The following is a 23,053-nucleotide window of genomic DNA, read 5'->3' on the forward strand; positions in this document are numbered from 1 at the left end:
TTGGTCTATACCCAAATATAATACCTATCCTAAAGGAGAATAAATACTCTTAGAAAGAAGTTTTTTATATGTGGAAAAATCTAATTTTAGAAATTGAAAAAATAGAGAAAAGTTTTAATGATAAACTGAATACACCCGCAACGGATAGTGAAGTTCAGAAATTAAGAGAACGCATGAAAGAGAGTTTTAATGTTGGCCTACCGAGTGAATATGAGGAGTTTCTTAAAACTGTAAATGGATTAGATTTTAACGGGCTAGTACTTTATGGAGTTGACTCTTATTTGTTAGATACAGAAAGGGACGAATCAATTTGCGGGCTTATAGAAACCAATGAGATTTGGTATGAAAATGAATTTCAAAAAGAGTATCTTTTCCTTGGAGATTCAAATATAGCATGGTTTTGTAAAAACATATCTGAAGGTACTTATTTAGAACTTGATAAACCATCTGGTACGGTAATGAACACATATAATGATTTTAATACAATGCTTGAGGAAGCGTTAAAAATAACCCTTCTTTAATAGGATGATAAAATTATAACTGTTTATCCAATGTATTAAAGAATGTGAGGTACTCAAAATGAAAGTAACTACTCAGCCCATAGTTAAAAATACAAGACAATATAGAGGTAATTGCTAAGAAGCACTCCTCCTAAGTTTCAGATGGAATTAAATGATTGAATATTTATATTTAAATAACCGTCTATTTATGCTTTAATATTTCTATATACATAACTGGGATAATTAGGGATTTATATTTGATATGTTTTAAGAAAGGGGAATGTTTTTTTATGGAAACTCCAGAAAATCAATTTAAACGTGCACTTAATCCTTGGTTCTCCATTTGGACAAAACCACGTGATACAATGAAAGAAATTTTTATATCCAAACCTAAGAATGTGTTTTTACTCATTTTATTAGGCTCATTCGTACAGACTTTAGATCGAGCATCTTCTAAAAATGTGGCGGATTCAATAAGTAGTCCATTTTCAATAATCTCAATAGTTATATTCGGTACCTTCGTTGCTTTCTTAATTTATTATTTTTTGCTACCAGCGTTATTTAATTGGGTAGCAAAAAAACTTGGTGGACAAGGTACCTTTGAAAAAACACGTTACTCAGTTGCCTATTCTTATATCCCTTACGTTTATTCTCTTATATTAGTTTGGGTGCCTTCATTTTTCTTGTTTGGGATAGAAAACTTTACGAGTGAGACACCGGAAATGGATAGTAGCATAACTTTAACGATTTTGTTTATTATTTTTGCCATAATTGATATAGTTATTGCAATTTGGACAATCATTATTTCCTTAAAATGTTTAGGAGAAGCACACCAATTTTCAGCATGGAAAGCATTATTAACAATAATAATATCCTTTATGATTATCATTCTTCCTTTAGTAATAATAGTATTTCTTATAGTAGGGGTTACAATCCTTTAATAATTTATTTGCTTCTTATGAATTTAGAAATTTAATAGAGGTCTGGGGACAAGCACAAAAAATGTATAAAAATAATAACTAAAAAATTAACTTTTATAAAAACATTTAAACTAAAATGCTTCTTAAGCGTGGGTCCAATAGCTTACGCTTTTTATTTCGGGTGACTATAACATTTATTTTTAAAATTTATAATCATACTATTTGTTGCGAACAAACTTTCAAAGACTCTATTGGTGCTACAGCTAATTGAAGGCGTATTAACAATTTGAGAGTAGTTATTGATAAGAATGGAAATGTAATAGCTGTGTTCCTAAAGAATAAGAAAAGTTTAACATGAGTTTATTTTTTTTATTCGGGGAATATGGGCGTAATTGGTTATCGAGAAAAAATTCAGGAGAATAAAATTATGAAAAAAATAAACCATGAATTATTTGGTGAAATTGTTCACGATTTATATTGGAGCGGACAACAAAAGATAACTATTTTTGGGCAGGAAAAAATAGTTTCTTTAACTATTGATGGAGAAGAAGATGATTTAATTCCTAAAGTTCAAGAAGAAGCATATAGGAAGTTCATTACTGATATAAACAAACTTACAAAAGAAGCTGAACAAGCAATATTCGAGTATTATAAAGAAGAATATATGGAATATAGAGATATGGTAGGTGATGAATCTGCTGATAAAATAGCGTCGATTATAACAACCATTCAAGAACTAGGAAAATTGGTGGAACCTGTTGGGTTAATTATATTACCAGATTTTGAAGATGGAATTAGAAGAGTTGGATTAATATTCAATTGTACCTGGGAAGAGGACGGTGTCGGGGTGAAATTTGAAAATGAGCAAGTTGTAGAAGTTGGTTATCAAGACATCGTTATTTAAACTTCAAATTATGTGCTGTCACTATATCGAACAGAAGCTGGGTTTGTAAAATAACAATGGAACTACGTGTTTTTTCGTCATACAAAAACCTCTACATATAAGTAGAGGTTTTTAAATTATATCTTAATGAATTATGTTTTTTAGATAAAGCAAATCGAGTTCAGATAAACGAAGATTATAGAATACATAATTTTAACTAGACTTATTATTAACTAATTTATCCCCACCACCAAGCTCTGCCTCAATCTGCGAAGTCTTCGATGACTCATCCATACGCCAATACGTAATAAAGCTTATAGCGATACATCCAGCTACGTAGAAGTAGAACAGTGATTCCACTCCGATACTTTTTAGCCATAATGCGATGAACTCAGCTGTTCCGCCGAATATCGCAACTGTTAGTGCATATGGTAAACCTACGCCAAGTGCGCGAATTTCAGTTGGGAAGAGTTCTGCTTTTACAATTGCGTTAATGGAAGTGTAACCAGTAACGATAATGAGACCGACCATCATGAGTAAAAATGCTACGATTGGTTCTGTCGTTTTTTCCATGAAGAAGAAGATCGGCGCTGTTAGTAATGTTCCGAGAATACCGAATGCCATTAATAGTGGGCGTCGTCCGATTTTATCGGATAGTAGCCCTGCAATCGGTTGAAGTACGACGAAAATAAGTAGTGCGACAAAGTTAATCCAGCTTACAACTTCTTTCGGAAGGCCGACTGTGTTTACCATGAACTTTTGTAAATATGTTGTGTACGTATAAAATGCAACAGTGCCTCCTAGTGTTAGGCCGACTACTGTTAATACTGCTTTCGGGTGTTTCATAAGTGCACGAACGGTTCCTGCGCTTTCGCGTTTTTGTGATTTTATGTTTGAGAACTGCTCCGACTCATCCATCGTACGGCGAAGCCATAATACAGCTACTGCACCCATCGCTCCAATAATGAATGGAATACGCCATCCCCAAGCTTTCATATCTGGTTCGCTTAGTAATTGCTGAAGAACAATTTGAACTCCTAACGCAACCATCTGTCCGGCAACGAGCGTTACATATTGGAAGCTTGAATAAAAACCACGGCGTCCACTACTAGCCATTTCAGATAAATATGTTGCGGAAGTTCCATATTCTCCGCCGAGTGACAACCCTTGAAGTAACCGAGCAAGAACTAAAATAATTGGCGCCATAATACCGATACTTTCGTAACTCGGTGTACAGGCGATAATTAAAGAACCACCGGCCATAACTGTAATGGAAAGCGTTAAGGCTGCCCGGCGTCCGTGCCGATCCGCATAGCGTCCCATTAATAAACTTCCGATAGGGCGCATTAAAAATCCAACTGCGAAAATAGCTGCTGTGTTCAGTAACTGACTCGTTGGATCTCCTTTAGGAAAGAACTCTGCTGAAAAATAAACGGCGAAAGCAGAGTAAACGTACCAGTCGTACCATTCAATTAAATTACCGACAGAACCTTTGAAAATATTGCCGGCGACTCGATTAGATTTTACTTGAGCCATACTAATTCCTCCTCTTGCTTATAAATAAAATGATAATTATGAAAGCGTGTTCATTGTAGTTGAATTGTACTGTCCTTTAAATAAAATCTCAATATTATGACAATTTTATTCTTTTTGTACTTTATGTACATGGAGAGTTTTTATAGTTGCTTCATTTTCAGTTTTGTCATAATAATAGAAAAAGGAGATTGATAGTTTTGAATATTTTATCAAAGGATATGAAGCATGAAAAAATCACGCAAAGTGTCATTACAAACGAAAATAGTAAGCTTAATTATCGCGTTAATTTTATTTGTCGTTCTCCTATTAGCCGGAATATTTGTTTACATTCAGTCCGTTGATACGAAGCGCCAAGTAGAACAGTTAGCACTGCAAACGGCTAAATCTCTTTCTTTTATGCCAGCGATAAAAGAGGCTTTTCAATATAACGAGCATAAAAGTACCATTCAATCCATTGCGGAACAAGTTCGTGAGCAAGCTGGTGCAGATTACGTCATTGTAGAAGATCGCTATGGGGTTATGTATTCACATTCTAATTCGGAGTTGATTGGTACAAAGAGTAACAACCCGTATAACTATGAGGCACTTACTTTTGGTGGTTATTATACACTCGAAGGAAATGGTACAAGTGGTCCAGCTTTAATGGCGAAGGCACCTATTATTGTTCATAACGGAGACTACGATCAAGTAGTAGGCGTTGTGACAGTAGAGTTTTTAATAAAAGGTATCGAATCTAACATATTAAGCAGAACGAAAGAAATTATGCTCTTTTCATTAGCAGTATTATTAGTCGGCATTGTTGGTGGCATTCTTTTAGCGCGTAGCATCAGGAAAGATACACTCGGTTTAGAACCGAATGAAATCGCAGCGTTATACCGTGAAAGAAGTGCGATACTACTATCTATAAAAGAAGGAATTATAGCTATTGATCAAAACGGTTTTATTACGATGATGAACACCTCGGCAGAAGAAATGCTTTATGTAAATGGCGATTATATGCAGCAGCACATTTCAAAGGTTTTACCGGAATTTAATATGGAAAGAGTGCTAGAAAACGATCAAGAAATCGCGTTTCAAGATAAAGTGTTTATTTTAAACATGACACCGATACTCGAAAATAATAGTACGGTAGGCGTTGTATGTAGTTTTAGAGATAAAACAGAACTGCAAAACTTAGTGAATACGATATCTGAGGTAAGAAAGTATTCAGAGGACTTACGTGCTCAAACGCATGAATTTACAAATAAACTTTTCGTCTTATCAGGATTACTTCAGTTAGGACATTACAAGGAAGCGATTGAATTTATCCAACAAGAATCTAACATTCATCAAAGCCAAAACCATATTTTATTCCATCAAATTCATGATGCAAAAGTACAAGCAATTTTATTAGGAAAAATCGGAACAGCATCTGAGAAGAAAATCGATTTTCATATTGAAGGAGATAGTGCGCTGCATCCGTTACCAGACCATATAAAAGTTTCGCACCTTATTACGATTCTTGGAAACATAATCGACAATGCATTTGATGCGGTGAGTGAACGAGAGGAAAAGAGTGTTTCCTTCTTCGTTACGGATATTGGACACGATATTGTGTTTGAAGTGATAGATAGTGGAGCAGGGATACCGGCACAAAAAATCACGTCCATTTTTCAAAAAGGATTTTCAACGAAAGGAAATAGTCGTGGTTACGGACTAGCAAACGTGAAAGAAATGGTAGATCTACTAGGGGGAACAATTGAAATTCAAAACGAGAAAAACGGAGGAGCTATTTTTACAATTTACCTTCCGAAAACATTGAGAGAAAGTACATAACAAACAGGGGGATGAACATATGTTGAAGGTTGCAATTGCAGAAGATGATTTCCGCGTCGCGCAAATTCAAGAAGAGTTTTTATCGAAAATAAAGAACGTAAAAGTGATTGGAAAAGCATTGAATGCGAAAGAAACGATGGAATTACTACAAAGAGAAGAAATCGATTTGCTTCTATTAGATAATTACTTACCAGATGGGATCGGAACCGACTTATTACCAAAAATCCATGCTGACTTTCCAAGTGTTGACGTCATTATGGTAACGGCGGCGAATGAAAACTATATGCTAGAAAAAGCAATTCGAAACGGCGTAAGCAACTACCTTATAAAACCAGTCACGTTAGAAAAATTTGTTCGCACAATTGAAGACTATAAAAGAAAGAAGCAACTATTACATAGTAACAATGAAGTAAATCAAGCACTCATCGATAATTTCTTCGGGACTTCGCAAACACAAGACATAAAAAACTTACCGACAGGTGTTGATCCGTTAACATTGCAAAAAGTGAAAGGAATTATAAAAGGATTCGACGAGGGCATTACAATAGAAGAAATGGGAGAACAAATGGGTGCCTCCAGAACAACCGCAAGAAGATATTTAGAATACTTAGTAGCGACCGGCGAATGCACAGTAGAGTACACATACGGCATTATTGGACGACCAGAACGAAAGTACCGAATAGGACGAGGACTATGAAAAAACGATTATTACTATGTATATGGATCATGACAGGAGTAATAGCTGGTTGTTCCTCGGAAAAATCCCATACGAATACAGTGAACATAGACAAAGTAGAAATCATTGCGCCAAACGTTCCAGGAGCCGGATGGGACTTAACAGCGCGGGCGATGCAAAAAACGCTGACAGAAGAAAAAATCTTCACAAAACCAATCACAGTCACAAACAAAGTAGGTGGCAGTGGTGACGTCGGATGGAAATATACGAAACAAAAAGGCGGTCACGTACTGGCGATTAACTCAAGCTTACTCATAACGAACAACCTACTAGGCCACAGTAAACTAACATATAAAGACTTTACGCCGCTCGCAACTCTCGCATCGGACTGGGAAGTCGTTGTCGTATCAAAAGACTCTAGCGTAGAAACCGCAAACCAACTAATGAAACAACTAAAACAAAACAAGAAAAACTTCAAAATCGGTGTTGCCCCAGGCCTAGGAAACGACGATCACCTATCCTTCGTACAAGTTAGCAAAGCATTCGGCATAAACCCTGCCGAACTACAATTCTTCGTCTACGAAAACAAAGAAAAAATCATAAACGCCCTAACGAACAAACAAATAGGCGCCGCAACCATGACCCTATCCGAAGCCGAAAAACAATACAAAGCCGGCAAAATAAAAATACTAGCCGTATCCGCACCAAAACGGATAGACCGACTACCACAAATCCCAACATGGAAAGAACAAGGAATCGACGTCATATTCCAGCACTGGAAAGGAATCATGGGCCCGAAAGATATGACGGAGGAAGAGGTTGCTTATTGGGATGGTGTTATTAAGAGGATGGTGGAGAGTGATAGTTGGAAGGGGATTTTGAGGGAGCGGGGTTGGGATTCTTATTATAAGGATAGTGGGGAGACGAGGGGGTTTTTGGAGGAGAGTGATTTTAGGTACGAGGAAATGGTGAAAAAAGAGGCTTAAAAGGGAAGTGTTCAATCAGGCTTTATTTTTGTAGTTACTTCTATATAATATAAAAGAGATGAGAGTGTTAGGCTAATTACATTAAAAGGGCTAGATAGGGACAGATAAAATCTAGCTTACTGATTAAAAATATATTAGTCGTTAAAAGATATAAAAGGCATTTTTCAGTCTATAAAGTGTGGAAACATAAAGTATAGAGTTTCTGTGAGATTTAAGGAGGAAATAATGAAGAAAAATATTTATGTTGTTGGAGCGGTAATTGTCCAAGATGAGAAAATTTTATGTGCACAAAGAGGGCCATCTAAATCGCTACCTCTTATGTGGGAATTTCCAGGTGGGAAAATAGAAGAGGGGGAAACACCTCAAGAGGCGTTAAAGCGTGAAATTGATGAAGAAATGCATTGTAGCGTGCAGATTGGTGAGCAAATTGATTATACAGCCTATGAGTATGATTTTGGTATTGTTCATTTGAAAACTTTTTATTGTAAGCTTGTTGAAGGAAGTCCGGTTCTAACTGAGCACGTAGCAATTAAATGGTTATATCCGAATGAACTAGCAGCTTTAGAGTGGGCACCTGCGGATATCCCGACTATTGAGAAATTATCAAAAGAATCGATTGTAAAGTAATTTGAAAAAAACTATTCGTTTTATACGGATAGTTTTTTATATTTGTAATAAATTTGCACTTTAAATCAGTGAGTAATACAATTAATATAAAAAATTGTCATAAATGGTGATCATATGGAGAATTTCATTCAAAAATTAGAGGGGTCTTTATATAAAGGGTTTATTGATCAAAAACATAATCATCCTGGAATATATAAGCCGAAATTATTAGTAAACAATACGAAAAAAAATGAAAATGTTTTAAGCTCATTATTGGAGGAGCTAGAAAATAGTACATCTTTTATTTTCTCAGTAGCTTTTATTACAGAAAGTGGGCTAGCGACTTTAAAATCACATTTCCTTGATCTTAAACAAAAAGGGGTTAAAGGACGTATATTAACATCTACATTCTTAAACTTTAATACACCAAAAGTGTTTAGAGAGTTAATGAAACTTGAAAATGTAGAAGTAAGATCAACAAATTTATCTGGTTTTCATTCAAAGGGATACATATTTGATAACAAAACACATTGTTCATTAATTGTCGGTAGTTCAAATCTGACTGCACATGCTTTGAAGGTAAACTATGAATGGAACGTTAAGTTAACATCGCATGAAGATGGAGAGATTGTACAGCATTTTAAAAACCAATTTGAAGAAGTTTGGGAGCATTCTCAAGTATTAACCGAAGAGTTGATTGCAAATTACGAAACAATATATGAGCAAGCTGCAGAAAATAAGTTACTAGATCGAGTTATAGAATTACCTGGTCAATATCATAATTCAATTGAAGAAGCTTTGAAAATTAACCCAAATAAAATGCAACAAGCTGCGTTACAAGAAATACAAGCTATTCGAGACGCTGGAAAAGAAAAAGGCTTAGTTATCTCTGCAACAGGAACGGGGAAGACATATCTTTCAGCATTTGATGTCAGAAATTTTGCACCTAAACGGATGCTATTTATTGTTCACCGAGAGCAAATATTAAATAAAGCGAAATCAGATTTTCAAAAAGTTCTTGGTGGAATAGATGAGGACTTTGGAATTTTATCAGGGTCAAATAAACAAATAAATGCTAAATATTTATTTGCGACGATCCAAACTATTTCAAAAGAGGACACTTTACACCAATTTGATCCTGAGCTATTCGATTATATTTTAATAGATGAAGTTCATAAAGCTGGTGCTAGTTCTTATCATAGGGTTATTGATTATTTTAAACCGAAATTTTTAATGGGAATGACTGCTACACCTGAACGTACAGACAACTTTAATATTTATGAGCTATTTGATTACAATATTGCTTATGAAATTCGTTTGCAAGAAGCACTTGAAGAAGATATGCTTTGTCCTTTTCATTATTTTGGAGTTACTGATTTTGAATATAATGGTGAAAAGATAGATGACACTACAGTTTTATCTAAACTTGTTACAGAAGAACGAGTGGATCATATAGTTGAAAAAGTAAAATATTATGGTTTTTCTGGTGAGAAAGTAACAGGACTAATGTTTTGCAGCCGAAAAGATGAAGCAGAACAATTATCACACGCCTTAAATAATAGAGGTTTTCGCACATTTGCATTAACAGGAGATCATTCCCAAGAGGAAAGAGAATTGCGCGTGAATCAATTAGAAAATGGCATACTTGATTATATTTTAACGGTAGATATATTTAATGAAGGAATTGATATTCCGAGTGTGAATCAAGTTGTTATGTTAAGACAAACTCAATCAAGTATTATCTTTATACAGCAACTGGGGCGTGGACTTCGGAAACATGATTCGAAAGATTTTGTTACGATTATTGATTTCATTGGAAACTATAAAAACAACTATTTAATTCCAATTGCCCTTTCAGGAGATAGATCACAAAATAAAGATAATATACGCAGATATACAAATGACACGAGTTATATTAAAGGTATTTCAACAGTTAACTTTGAGGAGATAGCGAAAAAACAAATCTTTAAAGCTATTAATAATAGTAATTTAACAGCAATGAAATTATTAAAGGAAGCGTTTGGTGAGTTGAAAAATAGAATAGGAAGAATTCCATATTTATATGACTTTATAGTAAACCATTCTATTGATCCAGTTGTACTTGTAGATGGATATTCGAACTATTATCAGTTCCTATTGAAAATGAAAGAAGATGTGCCTACATTAACAGAGTACGAAAACAAAGTTTTAACAATGCTTTCATTGGAAGTATTAAATGGAAAACGTAAAAACGAAATCGTTTTGTTAGACTTATTATTAAAGAAAGAAAAAGTTGATAAGGATGAGTATGTAAAACAACTTGAACAATCTAATTGCTTAACAGATGATGAAACGATTACTTCAGTACAACGAATTTTTGAATTAGAGTTTTTCTCACAAAACAGTCAAAAGAAATATGGAGAAAAGCCAATTCTCTCTTTACAAAACAATAAGATATATATGTTTAATGATTCTATTCGAAAAAGCTTAGAACAAAATGAATACTTTAAGTATATGGTTATGGACATCGTTAGAAGTTCGAAGGAAAAGGGCAAAAACTATGAGTGTGATAGTAACCTTACTGTATATAAAAAATACTCAAGAAAAGATGTGTGTAAACTTTTAAATTGGCATAATGATGAGAGCTCAACTATGTATGGTTATAAGACAAAATATTATACTTGTCCAATATTTATCACATACCATAAAAATGATGAGGTAGAATCCAGTGTGGACTACGGTGATGAATTCCTTAATCAAGATGTTCTTAAATGGTATACAAGAAGTAATAGAACATTAAAATCGAAGGAAGTTCAAACAATTATTGACGCTAAAGAAAATAATATTGATGTTCATATTTTTGTGAAAAAAGATGATGACGAGGGGAGCGACTTTTACTATTTAGGAAAAGCGAGACCTGATAAAGCAAGTGTAGAACAAACTGAAATGCAAGATAAAAATGGAAAAGAACTACCGGTTGTTACGATGAATATGATTATGGAGAAATCGGTTGATAATAAGCTTTATGATTATTTAAAGGATAGTAATGTTTTGTAGGTATATTAAATTTTTAATATCTTTATGTTTCTAAAATTATTAAGCGAATATAGATGGGGCTGTATCAAAATGACATCGGAGTATGCTTTTGATATGGTCTTTTTTATTGGAATTTAATATGTTTTTTATTAGATTTGTGGATTCATTTAATTGGTTTAAGCAGAATGTGGAGATGGGTCTTTCTAATCGAAGTAACCGATAACTAACCCCTCCGAAGCCCCTTACAAGCCCCTACCAAGTAATAAATCACTAAGAAAAAACATAACAAAAACAAAAACACCAACAAACACCGTAGTAGTAGTCAAAAAAATTTTAAAATAACACGCCAAAAACCCTGACTCCCTCCCATATATATTATGAAGGGGCTTTTACTTTTGAACGGAGACGGGAGGAATTAGGATGGCGGTGTATCGTAATGTGCAGGTGAATTTTTGGCAGGATGATTTTGTTTTGGATTTGACGCCGGAGGAGCGGTATTTTTATGTGTACTTGTTGACTTGTTCGAAGACGACGCAGTGCGGGATTTTTCCTTTTCCCAAGCGGTTAGCTGAGATGGAGACGGGTTATAATCGGGAGACTGTTGATAAGCTTGTGCAGCGTTTTATTGATTATGGAAAGATTCTTTATGATGCGGATACTCGGGAGCTATTCGTTTTGAATTGGCTTCGTTATAATCCTGTGACGAATACGAATGTGGAGAAGTGTGTGCTTCGTGAGCTGAAGGGTGTGAAGAATAAGGAGTTTGTACATATGTTTCTTCAGAAGTGCGCTGAGGAAGAGCTGAGTGTTCCGATGCTTTTAGCACATTTCGGTATGCCTGATGATTTGGCTGTGGATGATGTTGAGCCAGTTTGTGAGGAGGTAGCGGAAGAAGCGGTTGTAGAGGAAGAAACGGGAAGTCGTGTGTTTTCTTTTTATGAGCAACATTTCGGTAGTTTGTCTCCTCATACTGTGGAGGAACTGAGTGCGTGGATGGAAGATTTGTCAGAGGAGCTTGTGCTGAAGGCTCTTCAAATTGCGTTTGAGAATAATAAGCGGACGGTTGCTTATGTGAAGGGGATTTTGAGAGGCTGGCACGGGAAAGGATTTACGAAAGTGTGTGAGGTTGAGGCGGATACAGCTAAGTTTAGGAATAAGGAGTCGTCTGTTAGTACGGGGGAGACGGAGGAGTTTTTGGCGAGGTGTGAGGAGTGGGAGCAGAATGCGCCGTCTGAGGAAGAGTTGCAGCGCTTTTTAGAGGAGCGCGGGTGGCGGCCATGAGTATTCAAAATGTGGAGGCGGAGAAGACGGTGTTAGGTTCTCTATTACTTGATGGAGAGCTTATTAAGGAGTGCCGTTTGACGGAGCAGTATTTTTCTATGCCAGTACATAAGTCTATATTTCAGTTAATGCGAAAGATGGAAGGCGAGGGGCAACCGATTGATCTTGTGACGTTCATTTCTAGGGTAGATCCGAAGTTTTTAGAGGGGATCGGGGGAATGGAGTATTTTATAGGGTTAATGGATGGTGTGCCTACTACTAGCAATTTCTCTTATTATGAGGGGCTTGTTCGAGGTGCGTGGAAAATGTATCAGGCCGGTGTTCTCGGGCACAAGATGGGAGAGCGTCTTATTGCGGAGAAGAGTGAGAAAGTTATCGGTGAGACGATTACGGCACTTTGTGAGTTAGAGGAAAAAGACTCTGTATGTGAGTTTGATTTGAAGGATGCGTTAGTTGATTTGTATGAGGAGCTTCATCAAGATGTGAAAGAGGTTACTGGTATTGAGACTGGTTATACATCGTTAAATAAGATGACGTGTGGACTTCAGGAAGGAGATTTTGTCGTTCTTGGTGCGCGTCCTTCTATGGGGAAGACTGCGTTTGCGCTTAATGTTGGACTGCATGCGGCGAAGTCTGGAGCGGCGGTTGGATTGTTTTCGTTAGAGATGAGTAGTAAGCAATTGTTAAAAAGGATGGCTTCTTGCATAGGTGAAGTGTCAGGAGGTAGGCTGAAAAATCCGAAGCATCGTTTTGCGATGGAAGATTGGGAGAAGGTAAGTAAGGCGTTTGCGGAGATTGGTGAGTTGCCATTTGAGATTTACGACAATGCAGGTGTTACGGTGCAAGATATTTGGATGCAAACCCGTAAGTTAAAGCGGAAACACGGTGATAAAAAGCTTTTAGTCATTGTAGATTATTTGCAGCTCATTACGGGCGATCCGAAGCATAAGGGCAATCGATTTCAAGAGATTAGTGAGATTTCTCGTAAGCTTAAGTTATTAGCACGTGAATTAAATGTTTGTGTAGTAGCACTGTCACAGTTATCTCGTTCTGTAGAGTCGCGGCAAGATAAGCGTCCGCTTTTATCAGATTTAAGAGAGACCGGACAAATTGAGCAAGATGCGGATGTCATTATGCTTATGTATCGCGAGGATTATTACGATAAGGAAACGAAGCAGAAAGAGATGACGGAGATTCATGTGGCGAAGCATCGGAATGGGCCTGTGGGGAGTTTTAAGCTGAGGTTTTTGAAGGAGTTTGGGCGGTTTGTGGAGATTGGATGATAAAATAGAAGAAAGCATATAAAAAGGTAAAGGAGTGGTTACGGATGACAAAAGTAGGTCGTTTATATGAACAAGAGAAGCAAGAAGAAATTGATAAAGCACTTTCGGCAGCTGGAATGCTCTTTAAAGGAATGAGTGTAGAAGAAATAGCTAAAAAATTAGATGTAACAATTGAAAAGGTGAAAGAGTGGGAGAAGCGTTTATCTCATTAATCGCTGAGGTAATGGCAGCGTCTGTATAAATTTATACAAAAATAGCCGAATATTTATTATATAATAGTCGGCTATTTTTGTACGGAGAAGTTGTTAGGTTTAATACGCAAATCTTTTGATTTGCTCTTGAATATGTTCCTCATTTCCCCATAAAGAAAGATCTTCTCTCTGCAGTAATCCATTGCTGCAAGTCATCTTGGCTACGTCGGACAAGTCGATTTACTAAAACATCATGCCATACATAATCCTCTAATAGGTATATATGAACGGGGTCATCTGTATAAAAAGCAATATTACGCTCTTCAAGTGAGGGTCCATAAATCATCTCTTTAGAATCTATCGATACAATAAACCAATGTTCTGTAGACAAGGTTTCTGTATAAGGTGTTATGCGATGTGCTTCTAGATTTTTAATGGGATTTTCAACATGTAGGGTAATACCTTGTATTGTAACTTTATCAGCTACTTCAGATAGATCTTTTTTTAACGCTTCATACATCTCATCCCACATTGAAATGACAATACGTCGTTCTGCTTTTTTTATTAATGCCTGACAATAGCTAATGATTGTTTGATTGTCTTTTAAAGTAATCACTCGATTATCTGTTTTTTCTTCGGAAGTTTCTAGTTTTTTTAATGAATCACTTATTCCTTCATATGTAGACTGCCATTCTGATTGCGCCTTCTGTAAAAAGATTTCAACAGGTAGAGGTGAATAGCGAGTGGTGTCATTTATTTCTTCTTTCATGACAATTCCTTTTTCTACAAGGTTACCTAAAATCTCATAAATTCGCGCTCTTGGGACACCCGAATCTTTACTCACTTGGTAGGCTGTGACAGGCCCTTGTTTAACAAGAGATACATAAGATTTAGCTTCATATTCATTGAAACCAATTTTTTTAAGCTGTTGCACTATGTAGTCCACTTTTTTCGTCCTCCGATGTTTGCTTTTATCCCGCATTAACGGGCAGTAAGACCCCCACCTCAAAATTCAGCGGAAGCAAAGAAGTTAGGTGGGGGGGCGGGCTGCCCGTAAAAGCCCGATTGGTTCAACTAATAATCAGTGGCCCCACTGATTAAAGTTTCACTTTATATTTCAACGTTACAATAACTGTTTACATTTAGCAAATTATTAGTTACTATTCGAATAGTGACTAAAGGGGAGGTTAATAGTATGGATTTTTATTTAGACCCATCTGTATTAATGATTTTGATTGTTTTTGGATTTGTAGCTGCATTTATTGATTCAGTTGTAGGTGGTGGTGGACTCATTGCTTTACCAGCTTTATTATTTACAGGACTGAATCCAGCAAGTGCAGTAGCTACGAATAAACTAGCGTCGACAATGGGAAGTGCAACTAGTAATATTGTGTTTTATCGTTCTGGTAATCTTGATTTGAAATCGGCGTTTAAATTAGTTCCGCTCACTTTCATAGGTTCCATAATAGGGGCATGGACCGTTCATTTAATGAATCCAGAAGTACTGAAGCCATTGATGTTGATTATGCTTGGTGCGGTCGCTATTTATACGATATTCAAAAAGGATTGGGGTAGTATTTCCACTCATAAGAAATTGTCTGGTCGACACGTCATTATTTTTACCTTTTTTATTTTTGCTATTGGTTTTTATGATGGATTTCTAGGTCCTGGAACAGGTTCGTTTTTAATGTTTTCTCTTTTATTTATTGGGTATGATTTTTTAAAAGCAGCAGGTAATGCGAAGCTTCTTAATTTAGGAAGTAATGTTGGTGCATTGTTGATGTTTATGTATGTAGGGCAAGTCAACTATGCATATGGTTTTATAATGGGGATTGCTCAAATTGCTGGAGGAGTTGTTGGCTCCAAGTTTGCTATAAAAAAAGGAAGCGGGTATGTTCGTGCTCTTTTCATTACAGTAACTTGTTTATTGTTAGCGAAAAATCTGTATGACTATATTCAGTAAGTAATTAAAGAACGTAGAAAAGGTTAAATACGCAGATTACATAAAATATAAGAAGACACTAGGGAGAAAATTCCTTTTAACATTTTTTAGATGCTACCTTATTTGAAGATAGCATCTAAAAAGAAAATCTAAGTGAAGAGAATGAAAAAAAATATAAACTCATATTTTTCCATATGAAATTTCATTTGTTTTATTTACATAATATCTTTACAATCATTTGATAAAATAAAGTCAACTGCATATTGTGAGGGTGGGTGGTTATCCCTTCTTTCCATTTGGAAGGAAAGGGGGTGATAATATGGAGTTTTTGTTTGACCTTGTAAAAGAATTTGTAAAAGCGACTGTGCGCGAAGTTTCAGCGTATTTTTTGCGGAAGCAACTTCTGGGTAAAGACAACAAAAAACCCACTCCGCGCCGTAGGAAGCAAAAGGGTGGGTTTCGTAAAAAATAATAACGTATAATAACCACCACCCTATACGGTAGCAGTTAAGGAAGAGATGTTAGCGCATCTCTTCCTTTTATTATATGCCAATTTATTCGCTGTTACACTTATATAGTATTCTACGGAAAATATATCATATTCCTATTTTGTGGTCAATTTGATCCCGCTTTAACGGGCAGTAAGACCCCCCACCTCAAAATTCAGTGGAAGCAAAGAAGTTAGGTGGGGGTCGGGCTGTCCGTAAAAGTCCGATTGGTGAGGGCTGATTAAAGTTTCACTTTATTGCATAATTGAAAAGGTGTAGTCTTATTCCTCTTCAAACTGAAAAATATCCCGATTAATAAGTTGGTGGAGATACCTATCCATTTCAGCAGCAGAAACGCTTTTTTTATTTTTAAACCACCATGTGCTTAATGAGGTGATTGCCCCTGAATAAAACTCAATGATTAAATCATTTGGTATCGTATGGTTTTTGCAAAGTTGATTTAATGCTTCTATTTCTTGTTTTCTCGTTTCGTGACTTAAATAATGTGTACGGGTAATAAATTGTTCATCAGACATTTGCGTTTCTAATATTTTACCGAGTTCTTCATGATGTAGGAATTGTTCCATTACTTGAAATGGTTTACTTAATCGATCTGAAACCGGTATTTCAGCAATCATCTTGCTGTATCGTTTAAATCCAAATGTTAATAAAGCATCTTTATCTTCAAAGTGTTTATAAAAGGTTGTTCGGTGTACCATTGCACGGTCACATATTTGGTTAATCGTGATCGTACTATATTTCTGTTTTGATTGCGTCATTAATTCAAATAAGGAATCCCACAGTAATTTATGTGTACGTCTAATACGTAAATCAAGTTGTTTTTCATTATCATTCATCTACAATTCTCCTTTTTTGTAGATTAAATATACAGTGGTTGAAAATTGATTCTCCCTTTTTAATCTACATATGTATATTATATTACATGTGTTTAGGTATATTTAAAGTTTTTTAAGTAAGAAACAGGAGGAGAATCTGTAAATGAATATGACAACTAAGAGCCCTACAAGTGGCAAAGTTGATACTTCTAATTTGAAACATACCCCCATTTTAATTGCATTACTTTTAGGAGCAATGGTTGCATTATTAAATGAAACATTACTTGGTAATGCGTTAACGGTATTAATGAAAGAATTTGACGTAACCGCTTCAACGATTCAATGGCTTTCTACAGCTTACATGTTAGTAGTTGGGGTTTTAGTTCCAATTACAGCGTTACTTCAGCAATGGCTCACAACGAGACAAATGTTTTTGATCGCTATGGTAACGTTTTTAGTCGGTACATTAATTGCGGGATTCGCACCGACATTTTCCGTTTTATTAATTGGCCGTATCGTCCAAGCTGTAGCGACGGGGTTAATTACACCGTTATTAATGAATACGATTTTAATCATTTGTCCACCTGAAAAACGTGGTGCGACAATGGGATTAATCGCACTCGTGATGATGGCAGCTCCGGCAATTGGCCCTACATTATCTGGAGTAATTGTGGATTCATTAAATTGGCGCTGGTTATTCTATATTGTTATTCCTATCGTGATCATTTCCATTATGATTGGGATGAAGTACATTCAAAATGTTTCAGAGTTAACAAGGCCAAAAGTAGATTACCCATCTATCCTTTTATCGACATTAGGATTTGGCGGGCTTGTGTATAGCTTTAGTGCATCGGGTGATTTAGGATGGTTCGATGCAAAAGTGTATGGCACTTTAATTGTTGGGCTTATCTCATTATGTATTTTTGCCGTTCGACAATTGAAAATTGAGAATCCAATTTTAGAATTACGAGCATTTAAAGTTCCGATGTTTACATTATCAGTTGGATTAATTGTCATTGTGATGATGTCGTTATTTTCAACGATGACTTTATTACCGATGTTCTTGCAAACCGTTTTACTCGTTACAGCTTTTAAATCAGGAATTATCATGCTTCCGGGAAGTGTTATTAGCGCCATAATGGGACCAATCGCAGGTAAACTATTTGATAAATTTAGTCCGAAAGTTATTATCGTTCCCGGCATTGTGTTAGTAGGAATTGCAATGTTCTTATTTAAAGGCATTACTCCTGATACATCAATGGTACAAATTATTATTATGCATAGCGTATTAATGGTTGGACTCATGTTTGTCATGACAGCACAAACATACGGTTTAAATCAATTAACACCAGATTTATATCCGCACGGAACAGCACTATTTAGTACGTTGCAACAAGTAGCTGGTGCAATTGGTACAGCTATCTTTATTTCGAAAATGTCTTCAGGAACAACTAAGTATATGGAAAGCTCCGCAAATCCACTGGATCCAGTAGAGAAGTTAAACGGTTTAACGTCAGGGTTCCAAGGTGCATTTGCACTTGGGTTAATCTTTATTATTGTTGCATTTATCGTATCGTTATTCTTAAAAGAAGAGAAAGAAGGAGTAAAGGCAGCGAGGGTTTTACAGAACGAACATTAAGGTTTATATAAAAAAGACATCTTTCCCTAGAAAAGATGTCTTTTTTATATTTTTTTGTAACACTTGTTTTAGTTGTCTTCATACATAAGAATTGGTATGTAAAATATTGTATTTTTTGAACGTGAATAATTATTGAGAATAACGATGCAAAGCTGTGCTAATAACTAAAAGTCCAATAATGAGAGAAAGTGTTCTTATAATAAGTTCTGCCACTAATAGTTCACCAAATGATTTAGTGACATCGTATATAGATCCTGTTATGAGAATAGGTGCAATCATGATTATAATTCCAATTATTATTTGAAGAAGTAGATTGATGTTTTTATTCAAGACAATCACCTCCAAAAAAATAGGGAATGAGAATATGTTTTTTTTGTATTATAAAATGATTATATCGTATTACATTAGACGATGAGAATATTTTTAGATAGTAGAAATTAGAGACTCTTCAATAAAAAGGAATTAAATATGGTATTCTTTAGTTAATGTATGTAAACGAAGATAGGGGAAATGAAGATGGACAAGAAGCTAAAGTATTGGCTAGCATCTATTATAGGGGGAGTAGTACTTGCAACTGGTATGACTTATGGAATGTTACAGTTTGCTGAAGTCCCGCTTAAGAGTGAGGACCATGTTTTTGCAGAGGTTAATAAAGAAGACATACTATCGAATGAAGCAGAAGTGAAAGGTTCAAATGCACAACTTTACATTACAGTAACTTCTACTGAAGAAGAAGTTATTTCAGCTATGCATAGCATGACTCATCAAAAAGTAAAAGCGTGTGAAGGAAAGGGAGCAACCCCTATGTCCAAAAAGAATGCAGAGAAAGTAAGAAACATTCTAAACGGAAACAATTTCAAGAACAAAGAAGAGCTATTAGCAATTACTGAAAGATGGGCAAATAGAGATTTTAGTAAAATTTTAGAAGAACATAACTATTTTATTAAACTTCAAGGTGGCAAGATAGGTGAAGCTACAGTAATGGATAAGATAGACGAGCAAGTATTCTGTTTCAATACTTTCGGTGATGATGTAACGGCTGCATTAGTTAAATCAGGAGATCTTCAAGCGTTGTAGGGTGTTTTTTCTTTAATATAAAGAAAGCCTCAAGTATTCATATACTTGAGGCTTTTCCAATGGAAAGATAGGAATGATCCGAATTCCTTACATTAAGAACAAAGTGGAATTACTCCTAAACCAATTAATAAAGCTGCAGCAACTGCTGGAATTGGTACAGGAATTTGAATACCTTCTACAAACAAGAAATACTGACCACTCACTATTTTAAAACAAACTACTTGCATGGCTATTCCTCCCTTCTTTTAGAATTAATACATTATATTAATTAATCTATTTATTGATATAGTTAAATTATTCATTTTTTAAAATATAGTTAATATGTGAATAGTTTTCGAAAGGACCTGCTCAATCAATGCGGAAAAACATAAGATGAAACGAATCCATTAAAATACATGAGTGAACCTTAGTTTTCCCCTCTTATCTAAAGGAGGAACTATTATGGGTTATGGTGGTAGTTGTGGCGGTTGTGGCTTCTCGGGAGGCTTTGCTTTATTAGTTGTGTTATTCATTTTATTAATCATCGTTGGAGCTTCTTGCTTCTGCTAAAAACTATTGGAAAATGCTTCCTGATATTATCCAACTGTATATAGTATACGGTATACTTTTTCCTCATTAGACATATAAAAATGTTGGAGGGATGTTATGAAACTAGTAGGGAAGCACATTTATATTCGGCTTTATAAAACTGCTGATGCTAACGAGTTAGCTAACTTACATATTAGAAATCGCGAATTTTTTCAACGAGTTTGCCCGTTGCTCCCAGAAGTTTTTTATACAGAAGAACATCAAAAAATACGTCTTGAACAAGCTCTAAAAAAGACAGCTGAAGGGCAAGTATACCCTTTTGGAATCTTTTTAAGAGAAAATGATAAACTGATTGGAGACATTTCATTAACTCAAATTGTTAGGGGAGACCTCCAAAGCTGTTATACGGGTTTTACTTTGGATAAGGAGCATAATACAAAGGGCTATACAACAGAGGCTCTTCAACTTGTTGTAGATTTTGCTTTTAGGGAATTAGAGCTACATAGAATTGAAGCAGGAGCGATGCTTGCTAATTTAGCATCTATTCGTGTATTAGAAAAAGTGGGATTTAAAAAAGAAGGTATAGCGAAAGAAAATATAAGGATTAATGGCAAATGGACAGATCATCAAATAGTAGCTATCATCAACAGCTTGGATGTGTAAGTTTATTTTGATTCCAATAACGATAATTATGTAACTCTTCAAACTCTACCAACAGTTTTATAGGGACCTTTACAATTTTCGGATTAGAAACTAACCTTACAAGTCTTGAAATTCCACCTAACTCTACAATTACTCTATTCGAAAATTTTACAACTAACCACACTAAGACTCTTATTTGTTTTAGTTTTAGCTTTGTATTTGCTGCGTTCGTCACATTGACTAGTAGAACATTTAAATCCACAACTCCACAAACAATTAGATTAACACCAGGGAGATACAAGGACTTTCTTATTTGAGGATGTTAAATGCCACTTCAGTTAACGCCTCATCAAGGCCATTATTTATCCAACAAACAACATATATTTTTTGTGATAAACCAAATTCATATTACTGTGAGAATAGTGATTATGGTTATTAGTAGTTATTAAAGAGGGCCTTGGCTCTTTTTTTATTTTCTTTCGACATAATATGACAATATATGAATTAATAGTTTGGTATTATTATCTAGAAATCTTACATTTATCTACAAATTATTATTGTATTTTTAATTTTTTAAATGTAAAATATTTCAATGTAAATACATACCATTTAGGGGGATAAAGAAATTTATGAAAAAATTATTAGCTTCAGCAACAGCGGTAACACTATTAACAGTGGGGTACAGTTCTTCTGCATTTGCAGCTAAGAGTCCTAATGATACAAAAAACTGTGGCCATTTTAAAAGTCAACAAGATGCTCAAGCATTCTGGGATCAAAATGGATATGGTGTTGGAAATGATCCGCACCGTTTAGATAATGATAAAGACGGCATTCCATGTGAAGATTATAAATATCCAAAGAGCACAAATACTACAACAGAAAATAAAGAAACTACTAAACCTCAAGAACAACCTAAACAAGAAAATACTAAACAGGAAAACACTAAACAAGAACCTGTTAAACAAGAAAACACTAAGCAAGAGAATTCAAAACAAAACAACCAAACAACAAATAATAAACAAGAACAAACTAAGCCTCAAACAACTGCAAAAGAAACAAAGAAAAATACTAATACAGTTGTGAAAAAAGAAACAAAAAAACAAGGTGAAAAATTACCTAATACAGCATCAAACGGTGTTACAATGATGCTAGCAAGCTTAGGATTAGCATTAGCTGGATCTGTATTAATGTTCCGTCGTAAAAAGACAAACGCATAAAATAGTTCCTTAAAACGGCAGGAGAAATCCTGTCGTTTTCAAATGGAGTGATAAAAGTGAATAAAAAACAATGGATAGGCTTATGTTTAACTGTTATTGGACTTACTATCTTTTCCTATTATTTTCTGGAATGGTATAGTGCTAGACAATCAGCAGAGTCGTTAACAACTAGCGAGGCTAAACAATATGAGATCTCCACACCTTCTAAAGAAAATGAAACGCAAAACATCAATCAAACAGAGACAGAGATAAAGACTGACACTTCATTACAAGAAGAACCTGTACAAATTCCTGCTTCAAAGGTAAACCATCAGTTAGGAGATAAAGTAGCATATTTAATTATCCCTAAAATACAAAAGAAATACTCTATATATTGGGGAGCTGATGATAAAGTACTAAAAAAGGGTGTAGGTATGTTTGTTAGTGACTTAACTACTACACCATCTGGAAATGGTCATACAGTTTTAAGTGGACATAGAGATACTGTTTTTACCGAGCTTGGTCAATTAAAGGAAAATGACCAACTTATCGTGGAATATGAAAATAAAACATATACATATGAAATTAACAAGCATTGGATAACAGATTCAGAAGATCGAACAGTTATTGTAGAAAAAAGTGAGCCGACATTAACATTAACAACTTGTTATCCTTTTGACTATATAGGAGACGCTCCAGATCGGTACATAATTGAAGCATCTCTACTTTCTATTCATTGATGAGGATGGAAAGTCCAATACACATTAGTAAAATTAAAGTGGTTATCGAGTCGGAGAAAGGCACCTTAGAGTGTCTTTTTTTATATAATTTAGTTGCCCATATGGAAAGTTTGTTATAGTTTTTTGTTTAGCGTGATTTTTTTCGAAATGCTGGCGGCACCCCATGCCCATCAACTTAAGAACAAAAATAAAATGAACTTTCGTTCAAATAAACTAAAAAACTCTTAAAACAGTTTTTGTCCTTAAAAATAAGCATGCTAAATAAACCTAATT

General features: G+C 35.1%; 24 protein-coding genes. 19 read left to right on the forward strand and 5 right to left on the reverse strand.

What is annotated here, in order from left to right; genetic code table 11:
* The first annotated feature begins 68 nt into the window (after positions 1-68).
* The 3 genes from ACTFR3_RS26090 (at position 69) to ACTFR3_RS26100 (ending at position 2,324) form a co-directional block, all read left to right on the forward strand.
* Positions 69-521, forward strand: a complete 453-nt coding sequence (locus tag ACTFR3_RS26090) for a YrhA family protein (RefSeq protein ID WP_000265793.1) — start codon at positions 69-71, stop codon at positions 519-521.
* 269 nt (positions 522-790) lie between these two features.
* Positions 791-1,441 carry a Yip1 family protein gene (locus ACTFR3_RS26095; protein ID WP_242321372.1) on the forward strand — a complete coding sequence of 217 codons (651 nt, stop codon included), beginning with the start codon at positions 791-793 and terminating at the stop codon, positions 1,439-1,441.
* 406 nt (positions 1,442-1,847) lie between these two features.
* Positions 1,848-2,324: a DUF6985 domain-containing protein gene (locus tag ACTFR3_RS26100; RefSeq protein ID WP_000723513.1), complete on the forward strand. Its 477-nt coding sequence runs from the start codon at positions 1,848-1,850 to the stop codon at positions 2,322-2,324.
* A 192-nt stretch (positions 2,325-2,516) separates the two neighbouring features.
* On the opposite strand, the gene ACTFR3_RS26105 is transcribed toward ACTFR3_RS26100, so the two are convergent.
* Positions 2,517-3,839 carry an MFS transporter gene (locus ACTFR3_RS26105; RefSeq protein ID WP_000079869.1) on the reverse strand — a complete coding sequence of 441 codons (1,323 nt, stop codon included), beginning with the start codon at positions 3,837-3,839 and terminating at the stop codon, positions 2,517-2,519.
* A gap of 225 nt (positions 3,840-4,064) precedes the next feature.
* Between ACTFR3_RS26105 and ACTFR3_RS26110 the strand changes: the two genes are divergently transcribed.
* From ACTFR3_RS26110 to ACTFR3_RS26145, 8 genes are all read left to right on the forward strand, one after another.
* Positions 4,065-5,654: an ATP-binding protein gene (locus ACTFR3_RS26110; protein ID WP_440044974.1), complete on the forward strand. Its 1,590-nt coding sequence runs from the start codon at positions 4,065-4,067 to the stop codon at positions 5,652-5,654.
* Positions 5,655-5,673: 19 nt separating this feature from the next.
* A complete protein-coding gene (locus ACTFR3_RS26115) occupies positions 5,674-6,351 on the forward strand; it encodes a response regulator (protein WP_000921569.1) in 678 nt (225 codons plus the stop codon).
* Positions 6,348-7,316 carry a tripartite tricarboxylate transporter substrate binding protein gene (locus tag ACTFR3_RS26120; RefSeq protein WP_000746632.1) on the forward strand — a complete coding sequence of 323 codons (969 nt, stop codon included), beginning with the start codon at positions 6,348-6,350 and terminating at the stop codon, positions 7,314-7,316. The genes ACTFR3_RS26115 and ACTFR3_RS26120 overlap by 4 nt, the downstream gene beginning before the upstream one ends.
* Positions 7,317-7,541: 225 nt before the next feature.
* Positions 7,542-7,943 (forward strand): (deoxy)nucleoside triphosphate pyrophosphohydrolase, encoded by a 402-nt coding sequence (locus ACTFR3_RS26125; protein ID WP_000739608.1) that lies wholly within the window; start codon positions 7,542-7,544, stop codon positions 7,941-7,943.
* A 114-nt stretch (positions 7,944-8,057) separates the two neighbouring features.
* On the forward strand, positions 8,058-10,958 hold the full coding sequence (locus ACTFR3_RS26130; protein WP_098528991.1) for a DUF3427 domain-containing protein: 2,901 nt from the start codon (positions 8,058-8,060) through the stop codon (positions 10,956-10,958).
* Positions 10,959-11,357: 399 nt separating this feature from the next.
* On the forward strand, positions 11,358-12,218 hold the full coding sequence (locus tag ACTFR3_RS26135; protein ID WP_000312052.1) for a DnaD domain-containing protein: 861 nt from the start codon (positions 11,358-11,360) through the stop codon (positions 12,216-12,218).
* Positions 12,215-13,501 (forward strand): replicative DNA helicase, encoded by a 1,287-nt coding sequence (dnaB, locus tag ACTFR3_RS26140; protein ID WP_142343314.1) that lies wholly within the window; start codon positions 12,215-12,217, stop codon positions 13,499-13,501. Before ACTFR3_RS26135 ends, dnaB begins: the two co-directional genes overlap by 4 nt.
* A 44-nt stretch (positions 13,502-13,545) precedes the next feature.
* Positions 13,546-13,713, forward strand: coding sequence for a hypothetical protein (locus ACTFR3_RS26145; protein WP_000169783.1), 168 nt, complete (start codon positions 13,546-13,548; stop codon positions 13,711-13,713).
* A gap of 139 nt (positions 13,714-13,852) precedes the next feature.
* Here the strand turns inward: ACTFR3_RS26145 and ACTFR3_RS26150 are convergent, their stop codons facing one another.
* A complete protein-coding gene (locus tag ACTFR3_RS26150) occupies positions 13,853-14,638 on the reverse strand; it encodes a TrmB family transcriptional regulator (RefSeq protein WP_000384592.1) in 786 nt (261 codons plus the stop codon).
* A gap of 249 nt (positions 14,639-14,887) precedes the next feature.
* On the opposite strand from ACTFR3_RS26150, the gene ACTFR3_RS26155 reads away from it, so the two are divergent.
* Both ACTFR3_RS26155 and ACTFR3_RS26160 read left to right on the forward strand, forming a co-directional pair.
* Positions 14,888-15,655 (forward strand): TSUP family transporter, encoded by a 768-nt coding sequence (locus tag ACTFR3_RS26155; RefSeq protein ID WP_000348457.1) that lies wholly within the window; start codon positions 14,888-14,890, stop codon positions 15,653-15,655.
* Between the two features lie 298 nt (positions 15,656-15,953).
* On the forward strand, positions 15,954-16,106 hold the full coding sequence (locus tag ACTFR3_RS26160; protein WP_000394757.1) for a hypothetical protein: 153 nt from the start codon (positions 15,954-15,956) through the stop codon (positions 16,104-16,106).
* Positions 16,107-16,403: 297 nt separating this feature from the next.
* Here the strand turns inward: ACTFR3_RS26160 and ACTFR3_RS26165 are convergent, their stop codons facing one another.
* Positions 16,404-16,979 (reverse strand): TetR/AcrR family transcriptional regulator, encoded by a 576-nt coding sequence (locus ACTFR3_RS26165; RefSeq protein ID WP_440044975.1) that lies wholly within the window; start codon positions 16,977-16,979, stop codon positions 16,404-16,406.
* A gap of 142 nt (positions 16,980-17,121) precedes the next feature.
* Here ACTFR3_RS26165 and ACTFR3_RS26170 point away from each other — a divergent pair, with 142 nt between their 5' ends.
* Complete coding sequence (locus ACTFR3_RS26170; RefSeq protein ID WP_001057557.1) at positions 17,122-18,597, forward strand: MDR family MFS transporter; 1,476 nt, start codon at positions 17,122-17,124, stop codon at positions 18,595-18,597.
* Positions 18,598-18,726: 129 nt separating this feature from the next.
* Here the strand turns inward: ACTFR3_RS26170 and ACTFR3_RS26175 are convergent, their stop codons facing one another.
* Entirely contained in the window at positions 18,727-18,927 is a 201-nt protein-coding gene (locus ACTFR3_RS26175) for a hypothetical protein (protein ID WP_001038824.1), read from the reverse strand.
* Between the two features lie 186 nt (positions 18,928-19,113).
* Here ACTFR3_RS26175 and ACTFR3_RS26180 point away from each other — a divergent pair, with 186 nt between their 5' ends.
* Positions 19,114-19,674, forward strand: coding sequence for a PRK06770 family protein (locus ACTFR3_RS26180; protein WP_440044977.1), 561 nt, complete (start codon positions 19,114-19,116; stop codon positions 19,672-19,674).
* A gap of 92 nt (positions 19,675-19,766) precedes the next feature.
* Here the strand turns inward: ACTFR3_RS26180 and ACTFR3_RS26185 are convergent, their stop codons facing one another.
* Positions 19,767-19,901, reverse strand: a complete 135-nt coding sequence (locus ACTFR3_RS26185) for a hypothetical protein (protein WP_001198456.1) — start codon at positions 19,899-19,901, stop codon at positions 19,767-19,769.
* Positions 19,902-20,115: 214 nt separating this feature from the next.
* Here ACTFR3_RS26185 and ACTFR3_RS26190 point away from each other — a divergent pair, with 214 nt between their 5' ends.
* The 4 genes from ACTFR3_RS26190 to ACTFR3_RS26205 all read left to right on the forward strand — a co-directional run bounded on the left by ACTFR3_RS26190 (position 20,116) and on the right by ACTFR3_RS26205 (position 22,780).
* Positions 20,116-20,223, forward strand: a complete 108-nt coding sequence (locus tag ACTFR3_RS26190) for a YjcZ family sporulation protein (RefSeq protein ID WP_000540375.1) — start codon at positions 20,116-20,118, stop codon at positions 20,221-20,223.
* 96 nt (positions 20,224-20,319) lie between these two features.
* A complete protein-coding gene (locus ACTFR3_RS26195; protein ID WP_000779767.1) occupies positions 20,320-20,865 on the forward strand; it encodes a GNAT family N-acetyltransferase in 546 nt (181 codons plus the stop codon).
* Between the two features lie 608 nt (positions 20,866-21,473).
* The gene (locus tag ACTFR3_RS26200; RefSeq protein ID WP_000734536.1) at positions 21,474-22,061 is read left to right on the forward strand and encodes an excalibur calcium-binding domain-containing protein; all 588 of its coding nucleotides are present in this window, start codon (positions 21,474-21,476) and stop codon (positions 22,059-22,061) included.
* Between the two features lie 56 nt (positions 22,062-22,117).
* Positions 22,118-22,780 (forward strand): class D sortase, encoded by a 663-nt coding sequence (locus tag ACTFR3_RS26205; protein ID WP_001036110.1) that lies wholly within the window; start codon positions 22,118-22,120, stop codon positions 22,778-22,780.
* Positions 22,781-23,053 lie beyond the last annotated feature (273 nt).

The sequence above is a fragment of the Bacillus cereus group sp. MYBK14-1 genome, assembly GCF_051916885.1.
GTDB classification, from domain to species: Bacteria; Bacillota; Bacilli; order Bacillales; family Bacillaceae_G; genus Bacillus_A; species Bacillus_A cereus.

Bases quoted from the DNA above. Each gene is read 5' to 3' on its own strand.
- ACTFR3_RS26090 (WP_000265793.1), top strand. From the start codon at position 69: ATGTGGAAAAATCTAATTTTAGAAATTGAAAAAATAGAGAAAAGTTTT.
- ACTFR3_RS26095 (WP_242321372.1), top strand. From the start codon at position 791: ATGGAAACTCCAGAAAATCAATTTAAACGTGCACTTAATCCTTGGTTC.
- ACTFR3_RS26100 (WP_000723513.1), top strand. From the start codon at position 1,848: ATGAAAAAAATAAACCATGAATTATTTGGTGAAATTGTTCACGATTTA.
- ACTFR3_RS26105 (WP_000079869.1), bottom strand. From the start codon at position 3,839: ATGGCTCAAGTAAAATCTAATCGAGTCGCCGGCAATATTTTCAAAGGT.
- ACTFR3_RS26110 (WP_440044974.1), top strand. From the start codon at position 4,065: ATGAAAAAATCACGCAAAGTGTCATTACAAACGAAAATAGTAAGCTTA.
- ACTFR3_RS26115 (WP_000921569.1), top strand. From the start codon at position 5,674: ATGTTGAAGGTTGCAATTGCAGAAGATGATTTCCGCGTCGCGCAAATT.
- ACTFR3_RS26120 (WP_000746632.1), top strand. From the start codon at position 6,348: ATGAAAAAACGATTATTACTATGTATATGGATCATGACAGGAGTAATA.
- ACTFR3_RS26125 (WP_000739608.1), top strand. From the start codon at position 7,542: ATGAAGAAAAATATTTATGTTGTTGGAGCGGTAATTGTCCAAGATGAG.
- ACTFR3_RS26130 (WP_098528991.1), top strand. From the start codon at position 8,058: ATGGAGAATTTCATTCAAAAATTAGAGGGGTCTTTATATAAAGGGTTT.
- ACTFR3_RS26135 (WP_000312052.1), top strand. From the start codon at position 11,358: ATGGCGGTGTATCGTAATGTGCAGGTGAATTTTTGGCAGGATGATTTT.
- dnaB (WP_142343314.1), top strand. From the start codon at position 12,215: ATGAGTATTCAAAATGTGGAGGCGGAGAAGACGGTGTTAGGTTCTCTA.
- ACTFR3_RS26145 (WP_000169783.1), top strand. From the start codon at position 13,546: ATGACAAAAGTAGGTCGTTTATATGAACAAGAGAAGCAAGAAGAAATT.
- ACTFR3_RS26155 (WP_000348457.1), top strand. From the start codon at position 14,888: ATGGATTTTTATTTAGACCCATCTGTATTAATGATTTTGATTGTTTTT.
- ACTFR3_RS26160 (WP_000394757.1), top strand. From the start codon at position 15,954: ATGGAGTTTTTGTTTGACCTTGTAAAAGAATTTGTAAAAGCGACTGTG.
- ACTFR3_RS26165 (WP_440044975.1), bottom strand. From the start codon at position 16,979: ATGAATGATAATGAAAAACAACTTGATTTACGTATTAGACGTACACAT.
- ACTFR3_RS26170 (WP_001057557.1), top strand. From the start codon at position 17,122: ATGAATATGACAACTAAGAGCCCTACAAGTGGCAAAGTTGATACTTCT.
- ACTFR3_RS26180 (WP_440044977.1), top strand. From the start codon at position 19,114: ATGGACAAGAAGCTAAAGTATTGGCTAGCATCTATTATAGGGGGAGTA.
- ACTFR3_RS26185 (WP_001198456.1), bottom strand. From the start codon at position 19,901: ATGCAAGTAGTTTGTTTTAAAATAGTGAGTGGTCAGTATTTCTTGTTT.
- ACTFR3_RS26190 (WP_000540375.1), top strand. From the start codon at position 20,116: ATGGGTTATGGTGGTAGTTGTGGCGGTTGTGGCTTCTCGGGAGGCTTT.
- ACTFR3_RS26195 (WP_000779767.1), top strand. From the start codon at position 20,320: ATGAAACTAGTAGGGAAGCACATTTATATTCGGCTTTATAAAACTGCT.
- ACTFR3_RS26200 (WP_000734536.1), top strand. From the start codon at position 21,474: ATGAAAAAATTATTAGCTTCAGCAACAGCGGTAACACTATTAACAGTG.